Annotated in this window: 23 protein-coding genes; 16 read left to right on the top strand and 7 right to left on the bottom strand. The window is 60.2% G+C overall.

Features of this window, described 5'->3' with window-relative positions:
- Nucleotides 1–149: 149 nt before the first annotated feature.
- A complete protein-coding gene (locus WCL58_RS00820) occupies nt 150–1,079 on the bottom strand; it encodes a LysR family transcriptional regulator (protein WP_336850313.1) in 930 nt (309 codons plus the stop codon).
- Nucleotides 1,080–1,208: 129 nt separating this feature from the next.
- Here WCL58_RS00820 and WCL58_RS00815 point away from each other — a divergent pair, with 129 nt between their 5' ends.
- The gene (locus WCL58_RS00815) at nt 1,209–1,808 is read left to right on the top strand and encodes an FMN-dependent NADH-azoreductase (protein ID WP_336850312.1); all 600 of its coding nucleotides are present in this window, start codon (nt 1,209–1,211) and stop codon (nt 1,806–1,808) included.
- Between the two features lie 355 nt (nt 1,809–2,163).
- Here WCL58_RS00815 and WCL58_RS00810 read toward each other — a convergent pair whose 3' ends face one another.
- The gene (locus WCL58_RS00810) at nt 2,164–3,150 is read right to left on the bottom strand and encodes an acyltransferase family protein (RefSeq protein ID WP_141959519.1); all 987 of its coding nucleotides are present in this window, start codon (nt 3,148–3,150) and stop codon (nt 2,164–2,166) included.
- A 470-nt stretch (nt 3,151–3,620) separates the two neighbouring features.
- Nucleotides 3,621–3,935, bottom strand: a complete 315-nt coding sequence (fliE, locus tag WCL58_RS00805; RefSeq protein ID WP_141960683.1) for a flagellar hook-basal body complex protein FliE — start codon at nt 3,933–3,935, stop codon at nt 3,621–3,623.
- A 314-nt stretch (nt 3,936–4,249) separates the two neighbouring features.
- Between fliE and fliF the strand changes: the two genes are divergently transcribed.
- From fliF to sra, 14 genes are all read left to right on the top strand, one after another.
- On the top strand, nt 4,250–5,956 hold the full coding sequence (gene fliF / locus WCL58_RS00800) for a flagellar basal-body MS-ring/collar protein FliF (protein WP_070914639.1): 1,707 nt from the start codon (nt 4,250–4,252) through the stop codon (nt 5,954–5,956).
- Nucleotides 5,953–6,945: a flagellar motor switch protein FliG gene (fliG, locus tag WCL58_RS00795; protein ID WP_060420814.1), complete on the top strand. Its 993-nt coding sequence runs from the start codon at nt 5,953–5,955 to the stop codon at nt 6,943–6,945. Before fliF ends, fliG begins: the two co-directional genes overlap by 4 nt.
- Nucleotides 6,938–7,642, top strand: coding sequence for a flagellar assembly protein FliH (gene fliH / locus WCL58_RS00790; RefSeq protein ID WP_038876881.1), 705 nt, complete (start codon nt 6,938–6,940; stop codon nt 7,640–7,642). Before fliG ends, fliH begins: the two co-directional genes overlap by 8 nt.
- Entirely contained in the window at nt 7,642–9,003 is a 1,362-nt protein-coding gene (fliI, locus tag WCL58_RS00785) for a flagellar protein export ATPase FliI (RefSeq protein ID WP_336850310.1), read from the top strand. The genes fliH and fliI overlap by 1 nt, the downstream gene beginning before the upstream one ends.
- 21 nt (nt 9,004–9,024) lie before the next feature.
- Nucleotides 9,025–9,471 carry a flagellar export protein FliJ gene (fliJ, locus tag WCL58_RS00780; protein ID WP_336850309.1) on the top strand — a complete coding sequence of 149 codons (447 nt, stop codon included), beginning with the start codon at nt 9,025–9,027 and terminating at the stop codon, nt 9,469–9,471.
- A complete protein-coding gene (locus tag WCL58_RS00775) occupies nt 9,468–10,700 on the top strand; it encodes a flagellar hook-length control protein FliK (RefSeq protein WP_060420811.1) in 1,233 nt (410 codons plus the stop codon). The genes fliJ and WCL58_RS00775 overlap by 4 nt, the downstream gene beginning before the upstream one ends.
- 165 nt (nt 10,701–10,865) lie before the next feature.
- Nucleotides 10,866–11,351: a flagellar basal body-associated protein FliL gene (gene fliL / locus WCL58_RS00770; RefSeq protein ID WP_004934797.1), complete on the top strand. Its 486-nt coding sequence runs from the start codon at nt 10,866–10,868 to the stop codon at nt 11,349–11,351.
- 5 nt (nt 11,352–11,356) lie between these two features.
- On the top strand, nt 11,357–12,361 hold the full coding sequence (gene fliM, locus WCL58_RS00765) for a flagellar motor switch protein FliM (protein WP_025303254.1): 1,005 nt from the start codon (nt 11,357–11,359) through the stop codon (nt 12,359–12,361).
- On the top strand, nt 12,354–12,770 hold the full coding sequence (fliN, locus tag WCL58_RS00760) for a flagellar motor switch protein FliN (RefSeq protein WP_038876868.1): 417 nt from the start codon (nt 12,354–12,356) through the stop codon (nt 12,768–12,770). The genes fliM and fliN overlap by 8 nt, the downstream gene beginning before the upstream one ends.
- Complete coding sequence (gene fliO / locus WCL58_RS00755; RefSeq protein WP_060420808.1) at nt 12,770–13,174, top strand: flagellar biosynthetic protein FliO; 405 nt, start codon at nt 12,770–12,772, stop codon at nt 13,172–13,174. The genes fliN and fliO overlap by 1 nt, the downstream gene beginning before the upstream one ends.
- Nucleotides 13,171–13,932, top strand: a complete 762-nt coding sequence (fliP, locus tag WCL58_RS00750) for a flagellar type III secretion system pore protein FliP (protein WP_336850308.1) — start codon at nt 13,171–13,173, stop codon at nt 13,930–13,932. Before fliO ends, fliP begins: the two co-directional genes overlap by 4 nt.
- Nucleotides 13,933–13,953: 21 nt before the next feature.
- Nucleotides 13,954–14,223, top strand: coding sequence for a flagellar biosynthesis protein FliQ (gene fliQ, locus WCL58_RS00745; protein ID WP_004934803.1), 270 nt, complete (start codon nt 13,954–13,956; stop codon nt 14,221–14,223).
- Between the two features lie 2 nt (nt 14,224–14,225).
- Complete coding sequence (gene fliR, locus WCL58_RS00740) at nt 14,226–15,008, top strand: flagellar biosynthetic protein FliR (RefSeq protein ID WP_336850306.1); 783 nt, start codon at nt 14,226–14,228, stop codon at nt 15,006–15,008.
- A gap of 359 nt (nt 15,009–15,367) precedes the next feature.
- A complete protein-coding gene (gene sra, locus WCL58_RS00735) occupies nt 15,368–15,502 on the top strand; it encodes a stationary-phase-induced ribosome-associated protein (protein ID WP_087763075.1) in 135 nt (44 codons plus the stop codon).
- 272 nt (nt 15,503–15,774) lie between these two features.
- Here the strand turns inward: sra and flgL are convergent, their stop codons facing one another.
- Both flgL and flgK read right to left on the bottom strand, forming a co-directional pair.
- Entirely contained in the window at nt 15,775–16,734 is a 960-nt protein-coding gene (gene flgL, locus WCL58_RS00730; RefSeq protein ID WP_060420803.1) for a flagellar hook-associated protein FlgL, read from the bottom strand.
- 59 nt (nt 16,735–16,793) lie between these two features.
- On the bottom strand, nt 16,794–18,443 hold the full coding sequence (gene flgK, locus WCL58_RS00725) for a flagellar hook-associated protein FlgK (RefSeq protein WP_060425883.1): 1,650 nt from the start codon (nt 18,441–18,443) through the stop codon (nt 16,794–16,796).
- Between flgK and WCL58_RS00720 the strand changes: the two genes are divergently transcribed.
- Complete coding sequence (locus WCL58_RS00720; protein WP_038876852.1) at nt 18,436–18,720, top strand: hypothetical protein; 285 nt, start codon at nt 18,436–18,438, stop codon at nt 18,718–18,720. The genes flgK and WCL58_RS00720 overlap by 8 nt on opposite strands.
- Before the next feature lie 7 nt (nt 18,721–18,727).
- Here the strand turns inward: WCL58_RS00720 and flgJ are convergent, their stop codons facing one another.
- Both flgJ and WCL58_RS00710 read right to left on the bottom strand, forming a co-directional pair.
- Nucleotides 18,728–19,672 carry a flagellar assembly peptidoglycan hydrolase FlgJ gene (flgJ, locus tag WCL58_RS00715; protein ID WP_049200258.1) on the bottom strand — a complete coding sequence of 315 codons (945 nt, stop codon included), beginning with the start codon at nt 19,670–19,672 and terminating at the stop codon, nt 18,728–18,730.
- Complete coding sequence (locus WCL58_RS00710) at nt 19,672–20,772, bottom strand: flagellar basal body P-ring protein FlgI (protein WP_004934816.1); 1,101 nt, start codon at nt 20,770–20,772, stop codon at nt 19,672–19,674. Before WCL58_RS00710 ends, flgJ begins: the two co-directional genes overlap by 1 nt.
- Nucleotides 20,773–20,779 lie beyond the last annotated feature (7 nt).

Here is a 20,779-nt window from a genome sequence, read left to right as displayed (position 1 = left end):
TCGTGCTCATTGACCCGCCTCGAATAATAACCCTACTAATCAGGCCATAATAAACGGTCACTTGGGCATTCAATAAGCCTGACAGCGCCGTTTTCGTCCCTCTATTCGTTACATTAGCGCCCATTCCCTGTCAGTTGCGGCTCCGGCCCTTAGCGTTGTGATACCGACGGCGCCACAAGCGCCAATTTCCCCGGCAGCTCCGCCACCAGTTTGTCCACCGCCAGCCGCACCTTGAGCGGCTGGTAAGGCATATAGGGCCATACCACATTCACCGGAAAACTGAGGCTGGACTCACCGCGCATGATCTCCACCAACGTCCCCGCCGCCAGCCGATCGCGTACCAGCCACTCCGGCAGCCAGGCAATACCGGCACCGGCGGAAACAGCATCGACGATCCCCTGCATGTCATCCATCATCATCTTGGCCGGTGGCCTGAACGATTGCAGCTCGCCGTTTTCGCCGCGAAGTTGCCAGGGCAACACCGCGCCCGCGTGCAGATACCCCACCGCCTGATGTCGGCTTAACGCGTCCAGCGTGCTCGGTTCTCCGCTGCGCCGCAGGTAGTCGGGCGAAGCGCACAGGAGCATGCCGTGTTCACCCAGACGCCGGGCAACCAGACTGCCGCTGTCCGCCAGCTCGCCGATGCGTACCGCCAGATCGAACCCCTCGTCGACCAGATCGATCCTGCGATCGCTGAACGAAATTTCAAGCGCCAGCAACGGATGCTCATTCGCCAGCGCCGTCAGCAAGGGGGCGATGCACAGGTGGCCGAACAACACCGGCACCGAGACCCTGAGCCGGCCGCTGACCTGCATCTTGCCGCTGTCCAGCTGATTTTCCGCCGCCTGTATGTTCGCCAACGCCTGCCGACAGTGCTCGTAGTACAGCGCCCCTTCATCCGTCAGGCTCAGGCTGCGCGTCGTGCGCATAAACAACATCACGCCGAGCCGCGCCTCCAGCCGCGACACGATTTTGCTGACCGCGGAGCGCGTCAGATGCAGTTTTTCTGCGGCGGCGGCAAAACTGCCGCCTTCCGCCACGGCGACAAAAGCCGGCAGCGCGCTGAGATCGCTTTTCATTTTACCGTTTCCAAATTGGAATCAATTAAGTGAAAACCTATCACCACTGGTGAACATCAAGCAATGATAACCTGCAGTCATTCCGGAATTCCCGGTGAAAACCACAGATGACCGTCAGAGGACAACCACATGAAAAAAATACTGGTGCTCAAATCCAGCATTATGGGAAACGACTCGCAGACCAATAACCTGATTGACCGCTATCTGGCGGAGCGTCGGGCCAAAGGGCACGAAGATAAGGTCGTCGAGCACGATCTGACGGCGTTGGATCTGCCGGTATTGGACGGCGAGCTGTTCAGTGCACTGCGCGGCGCGGAAAACACCAGCCCACGCGCGCAAGCGGCGGTGGCGCTGTCCGATCGGCTGATTGCCGAACTGAAAGGGAGCGATCTGCTGCTGATCGGGGCGCCAATGTACAACCTCAACGTACCGACCCAGCTGAAAAACTGGTTCGATCTGGTGGCCCGCGCCCGGGTAACGTTCAACTATACCGCCACCTACCCGGTCGGGTTGGTCGAGGGCGTCAATGCACTGGTATTCAGCTCACGCGGCGGCGTACACGCCGGCCAGCCGACCGACGCCGTGACGCCCTACCTGCGGTCGGTGCTGGGGCTGATGGGGATCGGCGACGTGCAATTTATCTATGCCGAAGGGCTGGATATGAAACCGCACGGCCTCGCGCAGGGGTTGGCGAACGCCCGCAAACGAATAACGGCGTTGGCTGACTGAGGTGACAGCATTGTCAAAAGGGTAAATATCCATTGACCGTAACTATTAACTGGTAACGGGATCATCCACACCCACGCTTAATCTTCAGCGGCATTGCGTCATCAATGCCGCTGAACAGATGAAAACCGCAGAGCAAAACTCCATGCCAACAAGATTGACATCCATATTCAGGAAGTCGGCTTCCCCATTGCATGGGATAATAAAAACCAGTCATCATGACAAGATAGAATCATCATTCCCCCCGACACATTGCTAATGTTAATTTATTGCTAAGTATAGCTTCTGCATTAGGTTGCCAATCAATAAACGAACAGAAACCCAATCGCGCAGCGATAAAAAAGGGATTAGGATTACATCAGTAAACTTTTGCACGTTTACCCTTCATAATATTCACCACTTTCTTTTCAACAATCTCATAAAAAACAGAACCAATTAAAACAGTAAATAATATTGAAATACAAAAAACGTAAAAACCATAAGAACCCTCGACAACCCGTGATGATAGTTTCATTATTAAAGGTAAAGAAAAAACCTGAACTAAATAAAGAGAATAAGACATATCACCAATGTACGTTGCAATACTCCTCCGGGAGTCGACACAGATTATAGAAACGGCAACCACTATAAACGATATAATACCGACAACCAACGCCCTGTGCCAGGAAGACAATTCTGTTGGCGCATCGATGAGCGCCATAACAACAATCAAGAAGACAACCGCAGGAACAAATAAGACAGAGTTAAACTTGTTGTTTAAACTGAAGAAATGAATAAAGTAATACAATGCGACGCCAAAAAGAAACTCAATAGCGATCGGCTTCATCAAACCCAGAAGCATCATTAAACCAACAAGCAGAGCCAGGCAACCACTTCGTATCATTCGGTTATGGGAAAAGAGACAAATGGCAAAAATAGCGTAGAACGCCATTTCCAACTCCAGGCTCCACCCAACATAAAGCGTTGGATAGACATACCCCATAAAATGGCTTGAAAATAACAGGGATGATATATTCTGCTCACTTGAGAAAATGCCCATCCTAAATGCATCAGGATAGCAAGTTTGGGCAAATATCATTAATAGAGTAAAGAACCAATAAATTGGCACTATCCTAATAACTCTATCCTTAAAAAAAGCCACAGGTGTTTTTTTCTTAACGCTATCAATCATTGCTATAACATATCCAGATATAACAAAAAACAGATCTACACCAAAAGCCCCCCAAGTGCCAATGCCAGAATAATCATTAAAGTCAAATCCATATCTATGTAACAACCCTACAGAGTGATACGCCACCACCATTAAAACAGCCACCGCTCTAATTATTTGTATGTTATTTATCACTATGGAGTTGGCCTTTTATTATAAACAGATAATAAAACAATCATATACTATAATTGATGGGGTGATGCGTCCATACTATTGTCATGATGTAGTTTAAACCCTATCTCAGTATCGGCTCGGCAATTTTAAGCCATCTCTTTATTTGGCAATGCATAATGGCATGGCAAAAAACATCACACATTTTGGCTACAGACCAGCCTTTGAACTTTAGTATTGCGAGCGTTCCCTACTCTGAAAACTGTCAACACATTGTCAGTATTACCTAAAACTATACGCAATTTAACCAAACAGCATGCTGCATTATTTAAAAAACCTCTAACGCACTAATTTTTAAAACAAAAAAGGCCACCAAGAGGCAGCCTGAGGGGCATATATATTCGCTATTCGCCGCAGCAATGCTGTTCTGATGGGGGTACTATGGCATGGAATACGCGAAAATGGCGCAAAAACAGCCCGACCCCATCAGCTCATCACACCGGCATATTCATGATGTCCTGGTAGGCCGCCACCAGCTTGTTGCGCACCTGCACGCCCAGTTGCAAAGAGACCGACGATTTCTGCAGATCGACCATCACATCGTTCAGGCTAATGCCCGGCACGCCCAGTTCGAAATCCTGCGCCTGCTTGCGCGCCGTTTGCTGGGTCTCGCTGATCTTGCCGAGCGCGGCGGTCAGTTCGCTGGCGAAGCTGACGCCCTGCGGCGCCGCATTCTGCTCCATTTTGCCGGCCTGAACCGCCATGGTCTGCATCTGCTGCAGTACCCCTTCAATGCCCTGAATCGCCATCTGATCCTCAATCATCTCGTCTCGCCGGGTGACGTTTCACCCTGCACTTCTCCAATGATGCACACCCTAGCACAGCGTTTTCAGAGCTAAAGCGGCTAATTAACTGCAAAAAACCCGGCTTATCGGGCAATCAGAATCGTCTGATAAGGCGAATAATGGCCTGCCCAGAAATGGGAGCGCCGCTATTTAGAAGATATGTGTATCAGGGAGTCTGTTTTGTCACACAACGCTAACCATACCGTTCATCAGCCTGGCAGGGAGCTGCTCAGCGGCCCGTACGGGATCGTGAGCGCCATTGAAGGACGAGACCTAAAATGAGTGCTTCGATAACCGCCGGCGAAAGCCGCGACAACGGCCTGCAGGCCATCTGGAATCGTCTGCGCGCCAACCCGAAAATTCCGTTGCTGGTCGCCGCTTCCGCCGCGATCGCGATCGTCGTCGCGCTGCTGTTGTGGGTGAAAAGTCCCGACTACCGCGTGCTGTACAGCAATCTGAACGACCGCGACGGTGGCGCCATCGTCACCCAGCTGACGCAGATGAATATCCCTTACCGCTTTGCCGAGAATGGCGCAGCGCTGCTGATCCCGGCGGAAAAGGTGCATGAAACCCGCCTGCGCCTGGCGCAGCAAGGGCTGCCGAAAGGCGGCGCCGTCGGCTTCGAACTGCTGGATCAGGAAAAATTCGGCATCAGCCAGTTCAGCGAGCAGATCAACTATCAGCGTGCCCTCGAGGGCGAGCTGTCGCGCACTATCGAATCGCTGGGGCCGGTACAAAACGCCCGCGTTCACCTGGCGCTGCCTAAACCTTCGCTGTTCGTGCGCGAACAAAAATCCCCTTCCGCGTCGGTAACGCTGACCCTGCAACCCGGACGTGCGCTGGACGATGGCCAGATCAACGCCATCGTTTATATGGTGTCGAGCAGCGTCGCCGGCCTGCCGCCGGGCAATGTGACCGTGGTCGATCAGGCTGGCCGTCTGCTGACGCAGTCCGACGGCACCGGGCGCGATCTCAACGCCTCGCAGCTGAAATACGCCAACGAAGTGGAAAACGGCTTCCAGCGCCGCATCGAAGCGATCCTCGCCCCGGTGGTCGGCAGCGCTAACGTGCGCGCGCAGGTCACGGCGCAGATCGACTTCGCCACTCGCGAACAAACCGATGAACAGTACCAACCTAACCAACAGCCTGACAAAGCCGCTATCCGCTCTCAGCAAACCAGCCTGAGCGAGCAGATCGGCGGGCCACAGGTAGGCGGCGTGCCGGGCGCACTGTCCAATCAGCCAAGCGCGCCGGCCACGGCGCCGATTGAGACCGCCAAGCCGGCCACCACCGCAGGCAACAATGCCAACGCCAACGCCACCGCGCAAAACGCCGCGACCACCCGCAGCGCGGCGGCCAGCGGCGTACCGCAAAATACCCGTCGCGACGCGACCACCAACTACGAGCTCGACCGCACCATTCGCCATACCCAGCAAAAAGCCGGCACCGTGCAGCGTTTGTCGGTCGCCGTGGTCGTCAACTATCTGGGCACCGATAAAGACGGCAAACCGCAGCCGATGAGCAAAGAGCAGCTGGCGCAGATCGAAGCGCTGGTGCGTGAAGCGATGGGCTACTCCAGCAGCCGTGGCGATACCCTGAACGTGGTCAACACGCCGTTTACCGACAGTCAGGTGACCGGTGGCGAACTGCCGTTCTGGCAAAGCCAGTCGTTTATCGATCGTCTGATCGACGCGGGCCGCTATCTGCTGGTGCTGCTGGTGGCCTGGCTGCTGTGGCGCAAACTGGTGCGGCCGCAGCTGCAACAGCGCCAGGCGGCGCAACAGGCCGCCGTCGCCGCCGCCAACGCCCCTGCCGCCAAACCGGTCGACAGCAGCAAACCGAGCAACGAGGAGCTGGCGCAGCGTCGTAAATCGCAGCAGCGCGTCAGCGCAGAAGTCCAGAGCCAGCGGATCCGCGATCTGGCTGACAAAGACCCACGCGTGGTCGCTCTGGTAATCCGCCAATGGATGAGTAACGAGATATGAGCCTGACCGGAACCGACAAAAGCGCCATCCTGCTGATGACGCTGGGTGAAGATCGCGCGGCGGAGGTGTTCAAACACCTCTCCTCGCGCGAAGTACAGCTGCTGAGCGGCACCATGGCCGGCATGAGCCAGGTTTCGCACAAACAGCTCGGCGAAGTACTGACCGAGTTTGAAGACGACGCCGAGCAATACGCGGCGCTGAGCGTCAACGCCAGCGACTACCTGCGTTCGGTGCTGGTCAAAGCGCTGGGCGAAGAGCGCGCCGCCAGCCTGCTGGAAGACATTCTCGAATCGCGCGAGACCACCACCGGCATGGAAACGCTCAACTTTATGGAGCCGCAGAGCGCTGCCGATCTGATCCGCGACGAACACCCGCAGATCATCGCCACCATTCTGGTGCACCTCAAACGCGGCCAGGCGGCAGATATCCTGGCCCTGTTCGACGAACGCCTGCGCAACGACGTGATGCTGCGTATCGCCACCTTCGGCGGCGTACAGCCGGCGGCGTTGGCGGAGTTGACCGAAGTGCTGAACAATCTGCTCGACGGCCAGAACCTCAAGCGCAGCAAAATGGGCGGGGTGCGCACCGCCGCCGAGATCATCAACCTGATGAAAACCCAGCAGGAAGAAGCGGTCATCGACGCGATGCGCGAATACGACGGCGAGCTGGCGCAGAAGATCATCGACGAGATGTTCCTGTTCGAAAACCTGGTGGAGGTCGACGATCGCAGTATCCAACGCCTGCTGCAGGAAGTGGAAGGCGAGTCGCTGCTGATTGCGTTGAAAGGCGCCGAGCAGCCGCTGCGCGAGAAGTTCCTCAAGAACATGTCGCAACGCGCCGCCGACATCCTGCGCGACGATCTGGCCAACCGTGGGCCGGTGCGCATGTCGCAGGTGGAGAACGAGCAGAAAGCCATTCTGCTGGTGGTAAGACGCCTGGCGGAAAGCGGCGAAATGATCATCGGCGGCGGCGAGGACACCTATGTCTGATCGCATTAACACCCTGCCCTGGCAGCCCTGGTCGCTCAACGACCTGGGCGAACAGAAACCGGCTGTCGAGCTGCCGCAGTTGCCGGATCTCGAACTTGACGATCCGTCGCCGGACGCACAGGCCGAATTGCAGCAGCAGTTGGCGACGCTGCGCCTGCAGGCGGAGCAACAGGGCCAGCAGTTGGGCTATGCCGACGGCCAGCAAAAAGGATATGAGGCCGGTTTTCAGTCCGGACTGGAGGAAGGCCGCCAGCAAGGGCTGCTGGAAGCGCAACAGCAGCAGCAGCCGCTGACTGCCCACTGGCAGCAGCTGGTCACCGAATTTCAGCACACGCTGGACGCGCTCGACAGCGTGATCGCTTCGCGGCTGATGCAGCTGGCACTGACCGCCGCCAAGCAGGTGCTGGGCCAGCCTCCGGTATGCGACGGCACCGCCCTGCTGGCGCAGATCCAACAGCTGATCCAACAGGAACCGATGTTCAACGGCAAGCCGCAGCTGCGGGTGCACCCGGACGACTACCCGCGCGTCGAGCAGCAGCTGGGGGTCACCCTCAGCCTGCACGGCTGGCGCCTGCTGGCGGACGGCGAGCTGCACCCGGGCGGCTGCAAGGTCAGCGCCGAGGAAGGCGATCTCGACGCCAGCCTGGCGACGCGCTGGCATGAACTGTGCCGCCTGGCGGCACCGGGAGAAGTCTGATGACCGCGCGTCTCGGCCGCTGGCTGAGCTCTCTGGATACGCTGGAAAAACGCATCGCGCGCGCGCCGACGGTGCGCCGCTATGGTCGCCTGACCCGTGCGACCGGGCTGGTGCTGGAGGCTACCGGCCTGCAGCTGCCGCTCGGCGCGACCTGCCTCATCGAACGGCACGACGCCGGTGAGGTGCAGGAAGTGGAAAGCGAAGTGGTCGGCTTCAACGGCCAGCGGCTGTTCCTGATGCCGTTGGAAGAAGTGGAAGGCATCGTGCCGGGCGCGCGGGTTTACGCCCGCATCGCGCCGGAAGGCCAAAGCGCCGGCAAACAGCTGCCGCTCGGCCCGGCCCTGTTGGGACGGGTACTGGACGGCAGCGCCAAACCGCTCGACGGCCTGCCTTCACCGGAAACCGGTTACCGCGCGCCGCTGATCACCGCGCCGTTCAACCCCTTGCAGCGCACGCCGATCGAGCAGGTGCTGGACGTGGGGGTGCGCACCATCAACGGCCTGCTGACCGTCGGCCGCGGCCAGCGTATGGGCCTGTTCGCCGGCTCCGGCGTCGGCAAGAGCGTGCTGCTCGGCATGATGGCCCGTTATACCCAGGCGGATGTGATCGTCGTTGGCCTGATCGGCGAGCGTGGCCGCGAGGTCAAAGACTTTATCGAGAACATTCTCGGCGCCGAAGGCCGGGCGCGCTCGGTGGTGATCGCCGCGCCGGCGGACGTGTCGCCGCTGCTGCGCATGCAGGGGGCGGCCTACGCCACCCGCATCGCCGAAGATTTCCGCGATCGCGGGCAGCATGTGTTGTTGATCATGGATTCCCTCACCCGCTACGCCATGGCGCAGCGTGAGATCGCCCTGGCCATCGGCGAGCCGCCGGCGACCAAAGGCTATCCGCCTTCGGTCTTCGCCAAGCTGCCTGCGCTGGTGGAACGCGCGGGCAACGGCATCAGCGGCGGCGGTTCCATCACCGCCTTCTACACCGTGTTGACCGAAGGGGACGATCAGCAAGACCCGATCGCCGACTCGGCGCGCGCAATTCTCGATGGCCACGTGGTGCTGTCCCGGCGCCTGGCGGAAGCCGGCCACTACCCGGCGATCGACATCGAAGCGTCAATCAGCCGCGCCATGACGTCGCTGATCGACGAAGAGCATTACCGCCGGGTGCGCACCTTCAAACAGATGCTGGCCAGCTATCAGCGCAACCGCGATCTGATCAGCGTCGGTGCCTACGCGGCGGGCAGCGATCCGTTGCTGGACAAAGCGATGACGCTGTATCCGCAGATGGAAACTTACCTGCAACAGGGCATCTTTGAACGCAGCGGCTATGATGAAGCCTGTCAACAGCTGCAGCAGTTGATTGTTTAACGTCACCAGAGGCGCACAGCGATGAAATCACAATCCCCCCTGATTACCCTGCAAGATCTGGCGCAGGATGCGGTGGAACAGGCCGCGCAACAGCTGGGCCAGGTACGGCAGGCGCAGCAGGCGGCAGAGCAGCAGCTGTCGATGCTGCTCAACTATCAGGACGAATACCGCCAGAAGCTGAATCATACGCTCTGCGACGGCATGGACAGCTCACGCTGGCAAAACTACCAGCAGTTTATCGGCACGCTGGAACAGGCCATCGACCAACACCGCCAGCAGCTGCTGCAGTGGGGGCAGAAAGTGGATCATGCGGTGAAGCAATGGCAAGACAAACAACAGCGGCTGAACGCTTTCGAGACCCTGCATACCCGCGCTCTGACGGCGGAGCAGCAGCAGGAGAACAAACGGGATCAAAAACTGATGGATGAGTTCGCTCAACGCAGTGCACAAAGGAATATCAACCCATGAATCTGAACGCCCTGCCCGGCCTGGCCTTACCCGGCGACGCCGGCGGCCTGGCCGAACTGACGTCGGCGCTGGATGAGAGCCAGCTGTCGTCCGCTTTCGCCCAGCTGCTCGGCGCCCGTTTCGCGCCCGCCGCCGACGGCAAACAGCCGCCGGTCGCGCTGAGCGCGGACGAAGAACGCGCCCCGGCCCTGAGCCGCAACCAGCTCAATCAACTGCTGGCCACTTTCGGCGAGCGCGGCGGCCTGCTGCCGGGCCAGACGGCCTCAGCCGACGCGCTTTCACCTGAGGGCGCCGAGGACGAAGCGCCCGCCGCCGGCGACAAACCGGCGCAGCCGCCGATCGCCGCCGCCAAAGAGCTGGATGCCGCAACGCTGCAGGCGCTGTACGCCATGCTGCCGGCCGCGATCGTCGCCCAGGCGCAACCGGCCGAAGGCCAACGCTCGCTGCCGGTGGATAGCGCTGACGAGGCGACTGCGCTGCAGCCCGGCAATGGCCTGCTGAACATCGCGGCGGCCGGTGATAAAACCGCCGCGCGTTCATCGGCATCCCCCGCTCCCTCGCTGACGGAAGCGAAAACGTCGGCTACCGACGGCGATAATGCCAAGGCGGCGCTCCCGCAACCGACCAACGGCGAACGGGCAAGCACCGCACAGCCGCTGCCGGCGAGCGATGCGCAGCAGCCACCGACGCTCAACCACGCCGTCGCCCTGGCCGCCGCCAGCCCAACGCAAACGGCCGCTCCTGCCAGCGCACTGGTGACCGCACCGCCTGCGCCGCAGCTCAACGCGCAGCTGGGCAGCCCGGAGTGGCAGCAGGCGTTGAACCAGCAGGTGCTGATGTTCCACCGCAACGGCCAGCAAAGCGCCGAGCTGCGCCTGCACCCGCAGGAACTGGGCGCCTTGCAGATCACGCTGAAACTGGACGATCAGCAGGCGCAGCTGCACATCGCCTCCGCTCACGGTCAGGTGCGTGCGGCGGTGGAAGCGGCGATGCCGCAGCTGCGGCACGCGCTGGCGGAGAGCGGTATCAACCTGGGGCAGAGCAGCGTGGGCGGCGAGTCCACTCCGCAATGGCAGCAGCAGGCGCAACAGCAGGCTTCCAACGGCCAGGGGCGTTCCAGCTATGCTGAACATCATGGCGGTGACGGCGCAGCCGCCGAGGGCGTCAGCGCACCGGCGGCGCTGCAGCGTATGGCCAGCGCGGTCAACGGCGTCGATATTTTCGCCTAAGCCGCCGCAAACGCCCAAGCTGGCACCCATTTGCGCGTCTATTCAGGCTATTGCACGCCGCAATAGACGCGATAATACCTTTACATGTCATGCGTGCGGCCTTGCCGCGCGCTATGCCCGCCGCCTCGCCGGCCGCGGGTGGAACAACAGGAATTAGATTTCGCTATGTCTCAGAACTCCCTTCCGGCAGCACCGAAACGCCCCCTTCTGGTCATCCTGCTGGTCTTGATCAGCGTCGTCGCCTGTGGCGCCGCGGGCTACAGCTGGTGGCTGCTGCAACAGCATAAAAACGGTGCCGAACCGGCCGCTGCCAAACAGCAACCGCCGGCCGCGCCGGTGTTCATGCCGCTCGACACCTTTACCGTCAACCTGGTGACGCCGGACAACAACCCGGATCGCGTGCTGTACATCGGCCTCACGCTGCGTCTGCCGGACGAAAGTACCCGCCGCCAGCTGAACGATTTTCTGCCGGAAGTGCGCAGCCGTCTGCTGATGCTGCTCTCCCGTCAGGAAGCGAGCCAGCTGGCCAATGAACAAGGGAAGCAACAGTTGGTGGCGCAGATTAAGGACGTGCTCAGCCCGCCGCTGGTTAAGGGACAACCGAAGCAGGTGGTCAGCGACGTGCTGTTCACCGCCTTCATACTGCGGTAATCACTATGGGCGATAGCATTCTTTCACAGGCAGAGATCGACGCCTTGCTCAACGGCGACAGCGCGGGTGATGAACCCGAAGCGATAGTCGGCAAAGAGAGCGAGGTCAAGCCTTACGATCCGAACACCCAGCGCCGCGTGGTGCGCGAGCGTCTGCACGCGCTGGAAATCATCAACGAACGTTTTGCCCGGCAGTTCCGCATGGGGTTGTTCAACCTGCTGCGCCGCAGCCCGGACATTACCGTCGGCCCGATCAAAATCCAGCCGTATCACGAGTTCGCCCGCAACCTGCCGGTGCCGACCAACCTGAACCTGGTGCATCTGAACCCGCTGCGCGGCACCGCCCTGTTCGTGTTCGCGCCGAGCCTGGTGTTCATCGCCGTCGATAACCTGTTCGGCGGCGACGGCCGCTTCCCGACCAAGGTCGAAGGCCGCGAGTTCACCCCGACCGAACAGCGGGTGATCAAGCGCATGCTGCGCCTGGCGCTGGACGCCTACGGCGACGCCTGGAGCGCCATCTACAAGATCGACGTAGAGTACGTGCGCGCCGAAATGCAGGTGAAGTTCACCAACATCACCACCTCGCCGAATGACATCGTGGTCACCACGCCGTTCCAGGTGGAGATCGGCGCGCTGACCGGCGAGTTCAACATCTGCATTCCGTTCGCGATGATCGAACCGCTGCGCGAGCTGTTGACCAACCCGCCGCTGGAAAATTCGCGGCAGGAAGACAGCCACTGGCGCGAAACGTTGGTGAAGCAGGTGCAGCACTCCGAACTGGAGCTTATCGCCAACTTCGTCGATATCCCAATGCGGCTGTCGAAAGTCCTGAAGCTGCAGCCGGGCGATGTATTACCGATAGACAAGCCGGAACGCCTGATCGCCCATGTGGACGGCGTACCGGTTCTGACCAGCCAATACGGCACGTTGAACGGGCAATATGCCCTGCGTGTTGAACATTTGATTAACCCTATTTTGAATGCTCTGAGTGAGGAACAGCCCAATGAGTGATCCTAAGCAACCGTCTGGCGAAGGAAAGGAATCCGTAGACGATCTGTGGGCTGATGCGTTTAACGAGCAGCAGTCGACAGAGAAATCCGGCGCGAGCACCGAAGGGGTGTTTAAGTCGCTGGAAGCTCAGGATGCGCTCGGCAGCCTGCAGGATATCGACCTGATCCTGGATATTCCGGTCAAGCTGACCGTGGAACTGGGGCGCACCAAGATGACCATCAAAGAGCTGCTGCGCCTGTCGCAAGGCTCGGTGGTGGCGCTGGACGGCCTGGCCGGCGAGCCGCTGGACATCCTGATCAACGGTTACCTGATCGCACAAGGTGAAGTGGTGGTGGTGGCCGACAAGTTCGGCGTGCGCATCACCGACATCATCACCCCGTCCGAACGCATGCGTCGACTGAGCCGCTGATGACCGTTGCGGCGCCCGTTACCGTCCAAAGTACCCAACAACCCGCCGCGCCGGCCTTGCCGGCCGGTTCGGTGTTGATGCAGGTCAGCAGCGCGCTCGGCGGCATTCTGCTGCTGATCCTGCTGGCCGGTTGGCTGTTCCGCCGGCTGGGCTTCGCCCCGCAGGCGCGCAACAACAAGCTGCTCAACCTGCGCGCCAGTTGCCAGGTCGGGCAGCGCGAGCGCGTGGTGGTGGTGGAAGTCGACGATACCTTGCTGGTACTGGGCGTCACCGCCCAGCAGATCACCCCGCTGCACACCCTGCCCGCCCCGCCGAAAGACGAGGGTGCGGCCGATGCGGCGTCGCCGGCGGACTTCCGCCAACTGATGCAAAAAGTTCTGAAACGCCCGGAAAAATCGGCATGACTTCGACTCTTCATACCCTCGTCCGCCGTCCGGCGGTTTGGCTCCCTGCCGCCCTGCTGTTCATCAGCCCGGCGGCTGTGGCGCAACTGCCGGGGCTGATCAGTCAGCCGCTGGCCAACGGCGGCCAAAGCTGGTCGCTGCCGGTGCAGACGCTGGTGCTGTTGACCTCGCTGACCTTCCTGCCCGCCATGCTGCTGATGATGACCAGCTTTACCCGCATCATCATCGTGCTCGGGCTGCTGCGCAACGCGCTGGGCACCCCGTCGGCGCCGCCGAATCAGGTGATGCTGGGGCTGGCATTGTTCCTGACCTTCTTCATCATGTCGCCGGTGTTCGACAAGGTCTATCAGGACGCCTACCAGCCGTTCAGCCAGGACAAGATCGGGCTGGAGGTCGCGCTGGATAAAGGCGCGCAGCCGCTGCGCGAATTCATGCTGCGCCAAACGCGCGAAACCGATCTCGCGCTGTACGCCAGGCTGGCCAATCAGCCGCCGCTGGCCGGCCCGGAAGCGGTGCCGATGCGCATCCTGCTGCCCGCCTACGTCACCAGCGAACTGAAAACTGCCTTCCAGATCGGCTTTACGGTGTTCATTCCGTTCCTGATTATCGACCTGGTGGTCGCCAGCGTGCTGATGGCGCTGGGGATGATGATGGTGCCGCCGGCCACCATCTCGCTGCCGTTCAAGCTGATGCTGTTCGTGCTGGTCGATGGCTGGCAGCTGCTGCTCGGCTCGCTGGCGCAGAGCTTCTATTCGTAACCCCCGATCGGAGAACGCGAGATGACACCTGAATCGGTTATGGCGCTCGGCACCGAGGCGATGAAAGTGGCGCTGGCGCTGGCCGCGCCGCTGCTGCTGGCGGCGCTGATCAGCGGCCTGGTGGTCAGCCTGCTGCAGGCCGCCACCCAGATCAACGAAATGACGCTGTCGTTCATCCCCAAAATTCTGGCGGTGGTGGCCACCATCATCATCGCCGGCCCCTGGATGTTGAACCTGCTGCTGGACTACATGCGCACCCTGTTCAGCAACCTGCCCACCCTGATCGGCTAACCGTGCTCACCTTCGACAGCGCCCAGCTCACCGTCTGGCTCAGCCACTATTTTTGGCCGCTGCTGCGCATTCTGGCGCTGATAAGCACCGCGCCGATATTCAGCGAAAAGCAAATCAGCAAAAAGGTCAAAATTGGCCTTGGCGGGCTGATCGTCATCCTGATCGCGCCGACGCTGCCCGCCAGCAATATCCCGATCTTCTCCGCCGCCGGCCTGTGGCTGGCGATTCAACAGATTCTGATCGGCGTGGCGCTGGGATTGACCATGCAGTTCGCCTTCGCGGCGGTGCGCCTGGCGGGCGAAGTGATCGGCATGCAGATGGGCCTGTCGTTCGCCACCTTCTTCGATCCCAGCGGCGGCCCGAACATGCCGGTACTGGCGCGCCTGTTCAACCTGCTGGCGATGCTGCTGTTCCTCAGCTTCGACGGCCATCTGTGGCTGATTTCGCTGCTGGCGGACAGCTTCCACACCCTGCCTATCCAGACGCAGCCGCTGAACGGCAACGGCTTCCTGGTGCTGACCCAGGTCGGCTCGCTGATCTTCATCAACGGCATGATGCTGGCGCTGCCGCTGATCTGCCTGCTGTTGACGCTGAACATGGCGCTCGGCTTGCTCAACCGCATGACGCCGCAGCTGTCGGTCTTCGTGATCGGCTTCCCGGTCACCATGACCTTCGGCATCATGACGCTGGGCATGATGATGCCGATGTTAGCCCCGTTCTGCGAGCATCTGTTCGGTGAAATCTTCGATCGGCTGGCGGCGGTGATCGGCGGCATGACCTTCTAAGCCCCTGCGCAGCCCCTTCCTTCCCCCCGTTTTCGCCTGAGACAAAATGGCAATAAAAACGCTTTCTTGGGACAAAAGCCTGAGAAACGCCTTTTATCCGGATTAAGGTTCAAATGTCTCCGGTGGCTTGAATAAATAAAACCCCGACCTAGAATAGACCCGTTAACAAAAAAATATCGCCTTGCACCTCCTTATTTTTCGCAGCGATAAAGTACGTTTATCTCGAGTAAAAAATAAGAATAACGCAGTCACGCATTGTTAAATGCGCGGCAGATAACTTACACCCAGAATAAATGCGTCCGGCAGCCTGCCGGCTGCAGGGCGCAGCATCGACCTTTGCTAACCACAGGAGCGAGATCATGATTAAAGCGAAAAGCAACCGCAAAGCACGCCGGTTATTCGGTTTGACCCACTGGAAAAGCAACAAGTTTAGAGTTTCTTTTACCGAGACGGCCGACGGCGGAAAATGGAAAGTTGAGAAGAAAAAGAAATAGCACCACTATTTATCGTCAGGAAAATAATATCCATCACGATTTTTCCACCACTGATTTCAATAATGCCGTTGCGCATTAAACAGAGGTGACAATCGTATTATTTCTTCCCTGATGAAAAAAAGGCGCGTCACTCAGTCAGTAGTGGGAGAACGAGTGACGCGCCAAACGAGTGCGCCCGGTTTCAAGAAGCCTTCCTCCCCGCGGGGCGGAGAGGACGTTTTCTAAGCGCACTAAAGGGAAACCCGTCGCGGTCAGGCAACGGGGTCTTGCTCTTAACGATTCATCTGGAACAGCGACATGCCCTGCATATCGCTGAAGGTTTTATACGACGCCTGCAGCGCCGCCTGCTGCATAAAGTAAGACGAAATAGACTCGGCCAGATCGGCATCCGTCAACGCGCTCATCTGGACCTGGTTGGTCATGTCGCGCTCTTTGCCGATGCTGTCCAACTGATCCATCTCCTGCAGCTGGCTGCCCAGCTCGGCGCGCACGCTCAGCACGTTGTTGTATGAGTTGTCCAGGCCGCGGTTGGCTTTCGCCAGCGCATCGTTCACCTGCTGCTTGGTAGCCTCATCGGCGCCCTGCAGCGGGGTTTTCAGCGCGTTCAGCGCGATATCGATACTCTCGAATACGTTGCTGACCGGCGCGCTGCCGTCCGGCTCAGGCTTCGGGTTGCTGGTCAACGACATGAACACCGCGTTGCCGGTATGGCCGATGGTCATGGTGCGGTTGGCGTCCACTTTCTGCTGAACCGTCTTGTCACCGCCCTGATAGCTGACGGTGCCACCGTTGTCGACGAACGGCGCCTTGTCGTTCACGTATCCGCCGAACATATAGCGGCCGTTGCCGTCGGTGCTGTTGGCCTGGTTCAGCAGCTGATCTTTCAGCCCCTGCAGCTGGGTGGCCAGCGACTGGCGGTCGTTATCGCTTTCTGTGCCGCCGGCGCTGACGATCAGCGCCTTCATGTCCGCGATGGTGGACGTCGCGCCGGCCAAGACCGTTTCTTCCATCGACACGCTTTGGCGAGCGAAAGTCCGCGCCAGCGTGTATTGGCTGTTTTCCGCCTGCGACTGCGACAACATCACCGCGCGCGACGCCGCCAGCGGATCGTCGGACGGGTTGATCACCCGCTTGCCCGAGGAAAGCTGCTCGGCGGCCTTCATGAACAGCGACTGGTTGCCCGTGATGCCGTTCATGTTCTGTTGGTACATCATGCTGGTGCTCATGCGCATGCTGTGGGTTCCTTACTCTGAGCGACCGGCGCCGTTATCAGCGCCGGTTAACAATGAAATCAACGAATATTCAGCAGCGCGTCGAACAGCGAGCTGGCGGTCTGGATCACCTGCGCGTTGGCCATGTAGTACTGCTGGAAACGCAGCAGCTCGCCGTACTCTTCGTCAAGGTTAACGCCGGACATCGACTGCTGTTGCGCGCCCAGCTGCGTCACGATCTTGGCCTGCGAAGTGGCGATGGCCTTGGCGGCAGCGGTCTGGTTACCGACGCCGCTGACGATGCCGGCGTAAGCGCCGCTCAAGGTCGCCTTGCCGTCCACCAGGTTTTTGGTCTGCAGATCCAGCAGCTTCTTGGCGTTTTCGTTATCGCCTCGGCCGCTGTCGTCTTTACCGGCGGCGGCGATCTTGGACGAATCGGTGATGGCCACTTTCAGATTGCCCGCCACGTCGCTGACCGGCTTCACGGTGAAGCTGTCTTTAGCCTGCGCATTGCCGTCGATGCTCACTTCCAGCCCATCGAAGTTCAGCGTCGGTTTGCCATCGGCGCTGGTGCCCGGCGTGGCGTTGACTTTCACGTTGTCCGGCAGGCGGCTGACCTGCCAGTTGCTGCCGTCGAACTCGACGCGATAATCGTTGGCCTTCACCTTGCCGGTGTCGGTGTAAGCGACGGACAGCGACGCGTCGCCGGTGTTGCGGGTGTTATCCACCACCCGGCCGCCGCTGAAGCTGAAGAAGTCGCCGCCTGCGTCGCCGTTCAGGTCGAAACCGGCGCGATGCTGCTGGTTAAAGCTGTCCGCCATCGCCAACGCCAACTGGCCCAGCTGATTGCGCACGCCGTCCAGCGTCTCGCTGCGGAATTTCAGCACGCCGCTCAGGCTGCCGCTGGTGATCTGGCCTTCCGGCACTTCACTGGCGCCATTGCCGCGGTTATAACCGATGGTCAGGCGGGAAGGATCGCTGCTGGAAGGCATCGCCTCCACCTGATAAGTGTTGCTGCCCTGCACCAGGGTCAAACCGTTGGCGAAGGAGACGGTATAAGCGTCGCCATCCTGCTGCGTGACCTGCACGCCCACCAGCTGATTCAACTCGGTAACCAGCTGATCGCGCTGATCCAGCAACGCATTCGGCTCGCCGCCGGCGCTGCCGCGCAAACGGGTGATCTCGTCGTTCAGCTTGGCGATCTGTTGGCCGTAGCTGTTGATCTGCTGCGCCGTATCGCTGATCTGCTGATTGACGCCGTTGTCCATGTCGCGCAGGAATTTGTCGGTGTTGTTGAACTGGTTCACCAGGCCGTTGGCCTTGCCCAACACCGTCTGGCGCGCGGCGTCGTCACCGGCGTTGCTCACCAGGTTCTGCAGGTTGGTGAAGAAATCCTGCATGTTGGTCGACAGCGGGTTGGTTTTGCTCGCCAGCAGGTTGTCTATCTGCGAAATCTTCTCGTAATAGGCGTTTTGCGCCCCGAAGGCGCTTTGCGCACCGCGCAACTGGTTGGTGATGAACTGGTTGTACTCGCGGTTGACGCTGGTGACGGTCACACCGTTGCCGATAAAGCCGCTCATGGTGGCCATGCCGCCGTTCTGCGCCAGGATCGCGGTCTGGCGGTTATAGCCCGCCACGTTGTAGTTGGAGATGTTGTTGCTGACGGTACTGAGCGCCACCTGAGCCGCATTCAGCCCGCTCATCGCGGTATTGATTAAGCTATTGGACATCGGAATTCCTTATGCTGCGGCGCCGGTGGCCCACAGGGTTCTAATTGAGCTGCTGAGCCTGTTCGCTCAGCCTGTCTCGGTTATCGGCAAAAATGAGAAGAACTTGAGGAAAAAAAGCGGCAATGCGGTCAGCATCCAGCCAGCCTTCATTACCGCCTATCCCCTCAATAATTGGCGTCGCAGCAAGGCGACAAGCAAGGGCGTCCCCGGGAGCCTGGTTAAGCCAAGTGACCGGGGCGAACTTGTGCAGTCAACGCCGCTGCGGCGTCAAGCCTGACGGGGATTTAGAACAAATCTTTCAAATCGTGGGTATAAGCTTTGACCGCCTGTTCCCCTGCGTTCTTCATCTGCTGAATCACGCTGACCAGTTTGCTGGCGTACTGCGGGTCGGTGGCGTAGCCGGCGCGTTGCAACGCATGCGCCGCCTGCTCCGGGCTGCGCGCAGCGGCCACGTCGGCATAGCGCGGGTTGTTGGTCAGCAGCTTGACGTAATCGGCGATCGCCTCGACGTACGAGCCGTAGACGCGGAACTTCGCCTTCACCTTCTTCGCCGCGCCCTGTTCGAACTCGGTGGTGGTGATCTCCGTCACCGGCCCGTTCCAGCTGCCGCCGGCCTTAATGCCGAACAGGTTGTAGCTCGGCGTGCCGTCCGAGGTCGGGATCTCGCGCTGCCCCCAACCGGACTCCAGCGCCGCCTGCGCGACGATCAGCTGATGCGGAATGCCGCTCTGCTGGCTGGCGACCTTCGCCGGTATCGACAGGCGAGCGACGAAGTTGCCGTTGTTGAGCGACAGCGGCGCGGCGGCCGGCGGGGCTTTCGGCATCGCGCGACGCACCATCTGCTCCAGCGCCTGGTTCGGCAGCGTTTGCAGCACCTCGTTGTCCAGCGCCATCGGCGACAGGCCCGCCGTTTCACTCGGCACCGTGTTGGCGTTGCTCATCTGCTTGACCATCATGTCGGCCAGCCCCAGCCCTTTTTGCGACATCTGCTGGGCGATTTGCTGGTCGTACATCGAGGTATAGAGCCGCGTTTGATCGCTGCTCAATACCCCGTCCTGCGGCAAGGCAGAGCGCATGCTTTTCAGCATCATCTGCACGAACATGCCTTCCACCTGCTGGGCCACCTGCTTGAGGTTGCCCTGCGGGTCCGCCGCCGCATCGCGCTTGAGGCCATTCAGCGCCTGGGCGTCATAGGCCGCGCCCGACATCGCCATCAGATCGCCGGCCATCAGATGATTTCCAGCTTGGCGCGCAGGCAGCCGGCGCTCTGCATCGCCTGCAGGATCGACATCAGATCGATCGGCGTGGCGCCCAGCGCGTTCAGCGCGCGGATCACGTTGTTCAGGTTGGCGCTGGCGTTCACCTTCTGCAGCGATCCGCCCTGCTGTTGCACCGAGATCTGGGTGTTTGGCGTCACCACCGTCTGGCCGCCGCCGAACGGCGTCGTCGGTTGGCTGACGGTGTTCTGCCGATCGACCACCACCGACAGGTTGCCCTGGGCGACGGCGCAAGAGTCGAGGATCACATCGCGGTTCATCACCACCGAACCGGTGCGCGAGTTGATGATCACTTTGGCATCCATCGCCCCGACGTTGACGGTGATGTTTTGAATCTCCGCCAGGAAGCGCACCTGAGAGCTGTTGCCCTGCGGCACCAATACCTGGATCGTGCGGGCGTCGAGCGGCGTCGCGGTGCCGCCGCCGCGTTGGCGGTTGATGGCGTCGCTGATCTGCTGCGCCAGCGTGAAATCTTCGTCGTTCAGCTGCAGGTTGAGAACGCCGCCGCTGCCGAAGGTGGTCGGCAGCTCGCGCTCGATGGTGGCGCCGTTGCTGATGCGCCCGCCCGCCAGCTGGTTGACCTGCACGCTGCTGCCGCCGGCCGCCGCGCCCGCGCCGCCGACCAGCACGTTGCCCTGCGCCAGCGCATAAACCTGGTTATCCACGCCTTTGAGCGGCGTCATCAGCAGGGTGCCGCCACGCAGGCTCTTGGCGTTGCCCATCGAAGAAACCACCACGTCGATGTTCTGCCCGGCGCGCGAGAACGGCGGCAGTTTGGCCGTTACCATCACCGCCGCCACGTTTTTCAGCTGCATGTTGGTGCCCGGCGGCACGGTGATGCCCAGCTGCGACAGCATGTTGCTCAGGCTTTGGGTGGTAAACGGCGTCTGCATGGTCTGGTCGCCGGAGCCGTCCAGCCCCACCACCAGGCCGTAGCCGATCAGGGCGTTGTCTCGCACGCCCTGCACCGTCACCAGATCGCGGATGCGCTCCGCCGCCGCCGGCAAGCACACCAGCCCGACGCACAGCGCGATAAACCATTTTTTCAGCATCAGTCAA

The organism is Serratia sp. TMDUHS_CL (genome assembly GCF_037137105.1).
GTDB lineage: Bacteria > Pseudomonadota > Gammaproteobacteria > Enterobacterales > Enterobacteriaceae > Serratia > Serratia nevei.
The sequence above is the reverse complement of the archived record's forward strand: the minus strand, read 5'-3'. Positions and strand labels throughout refer to the sequence as shown.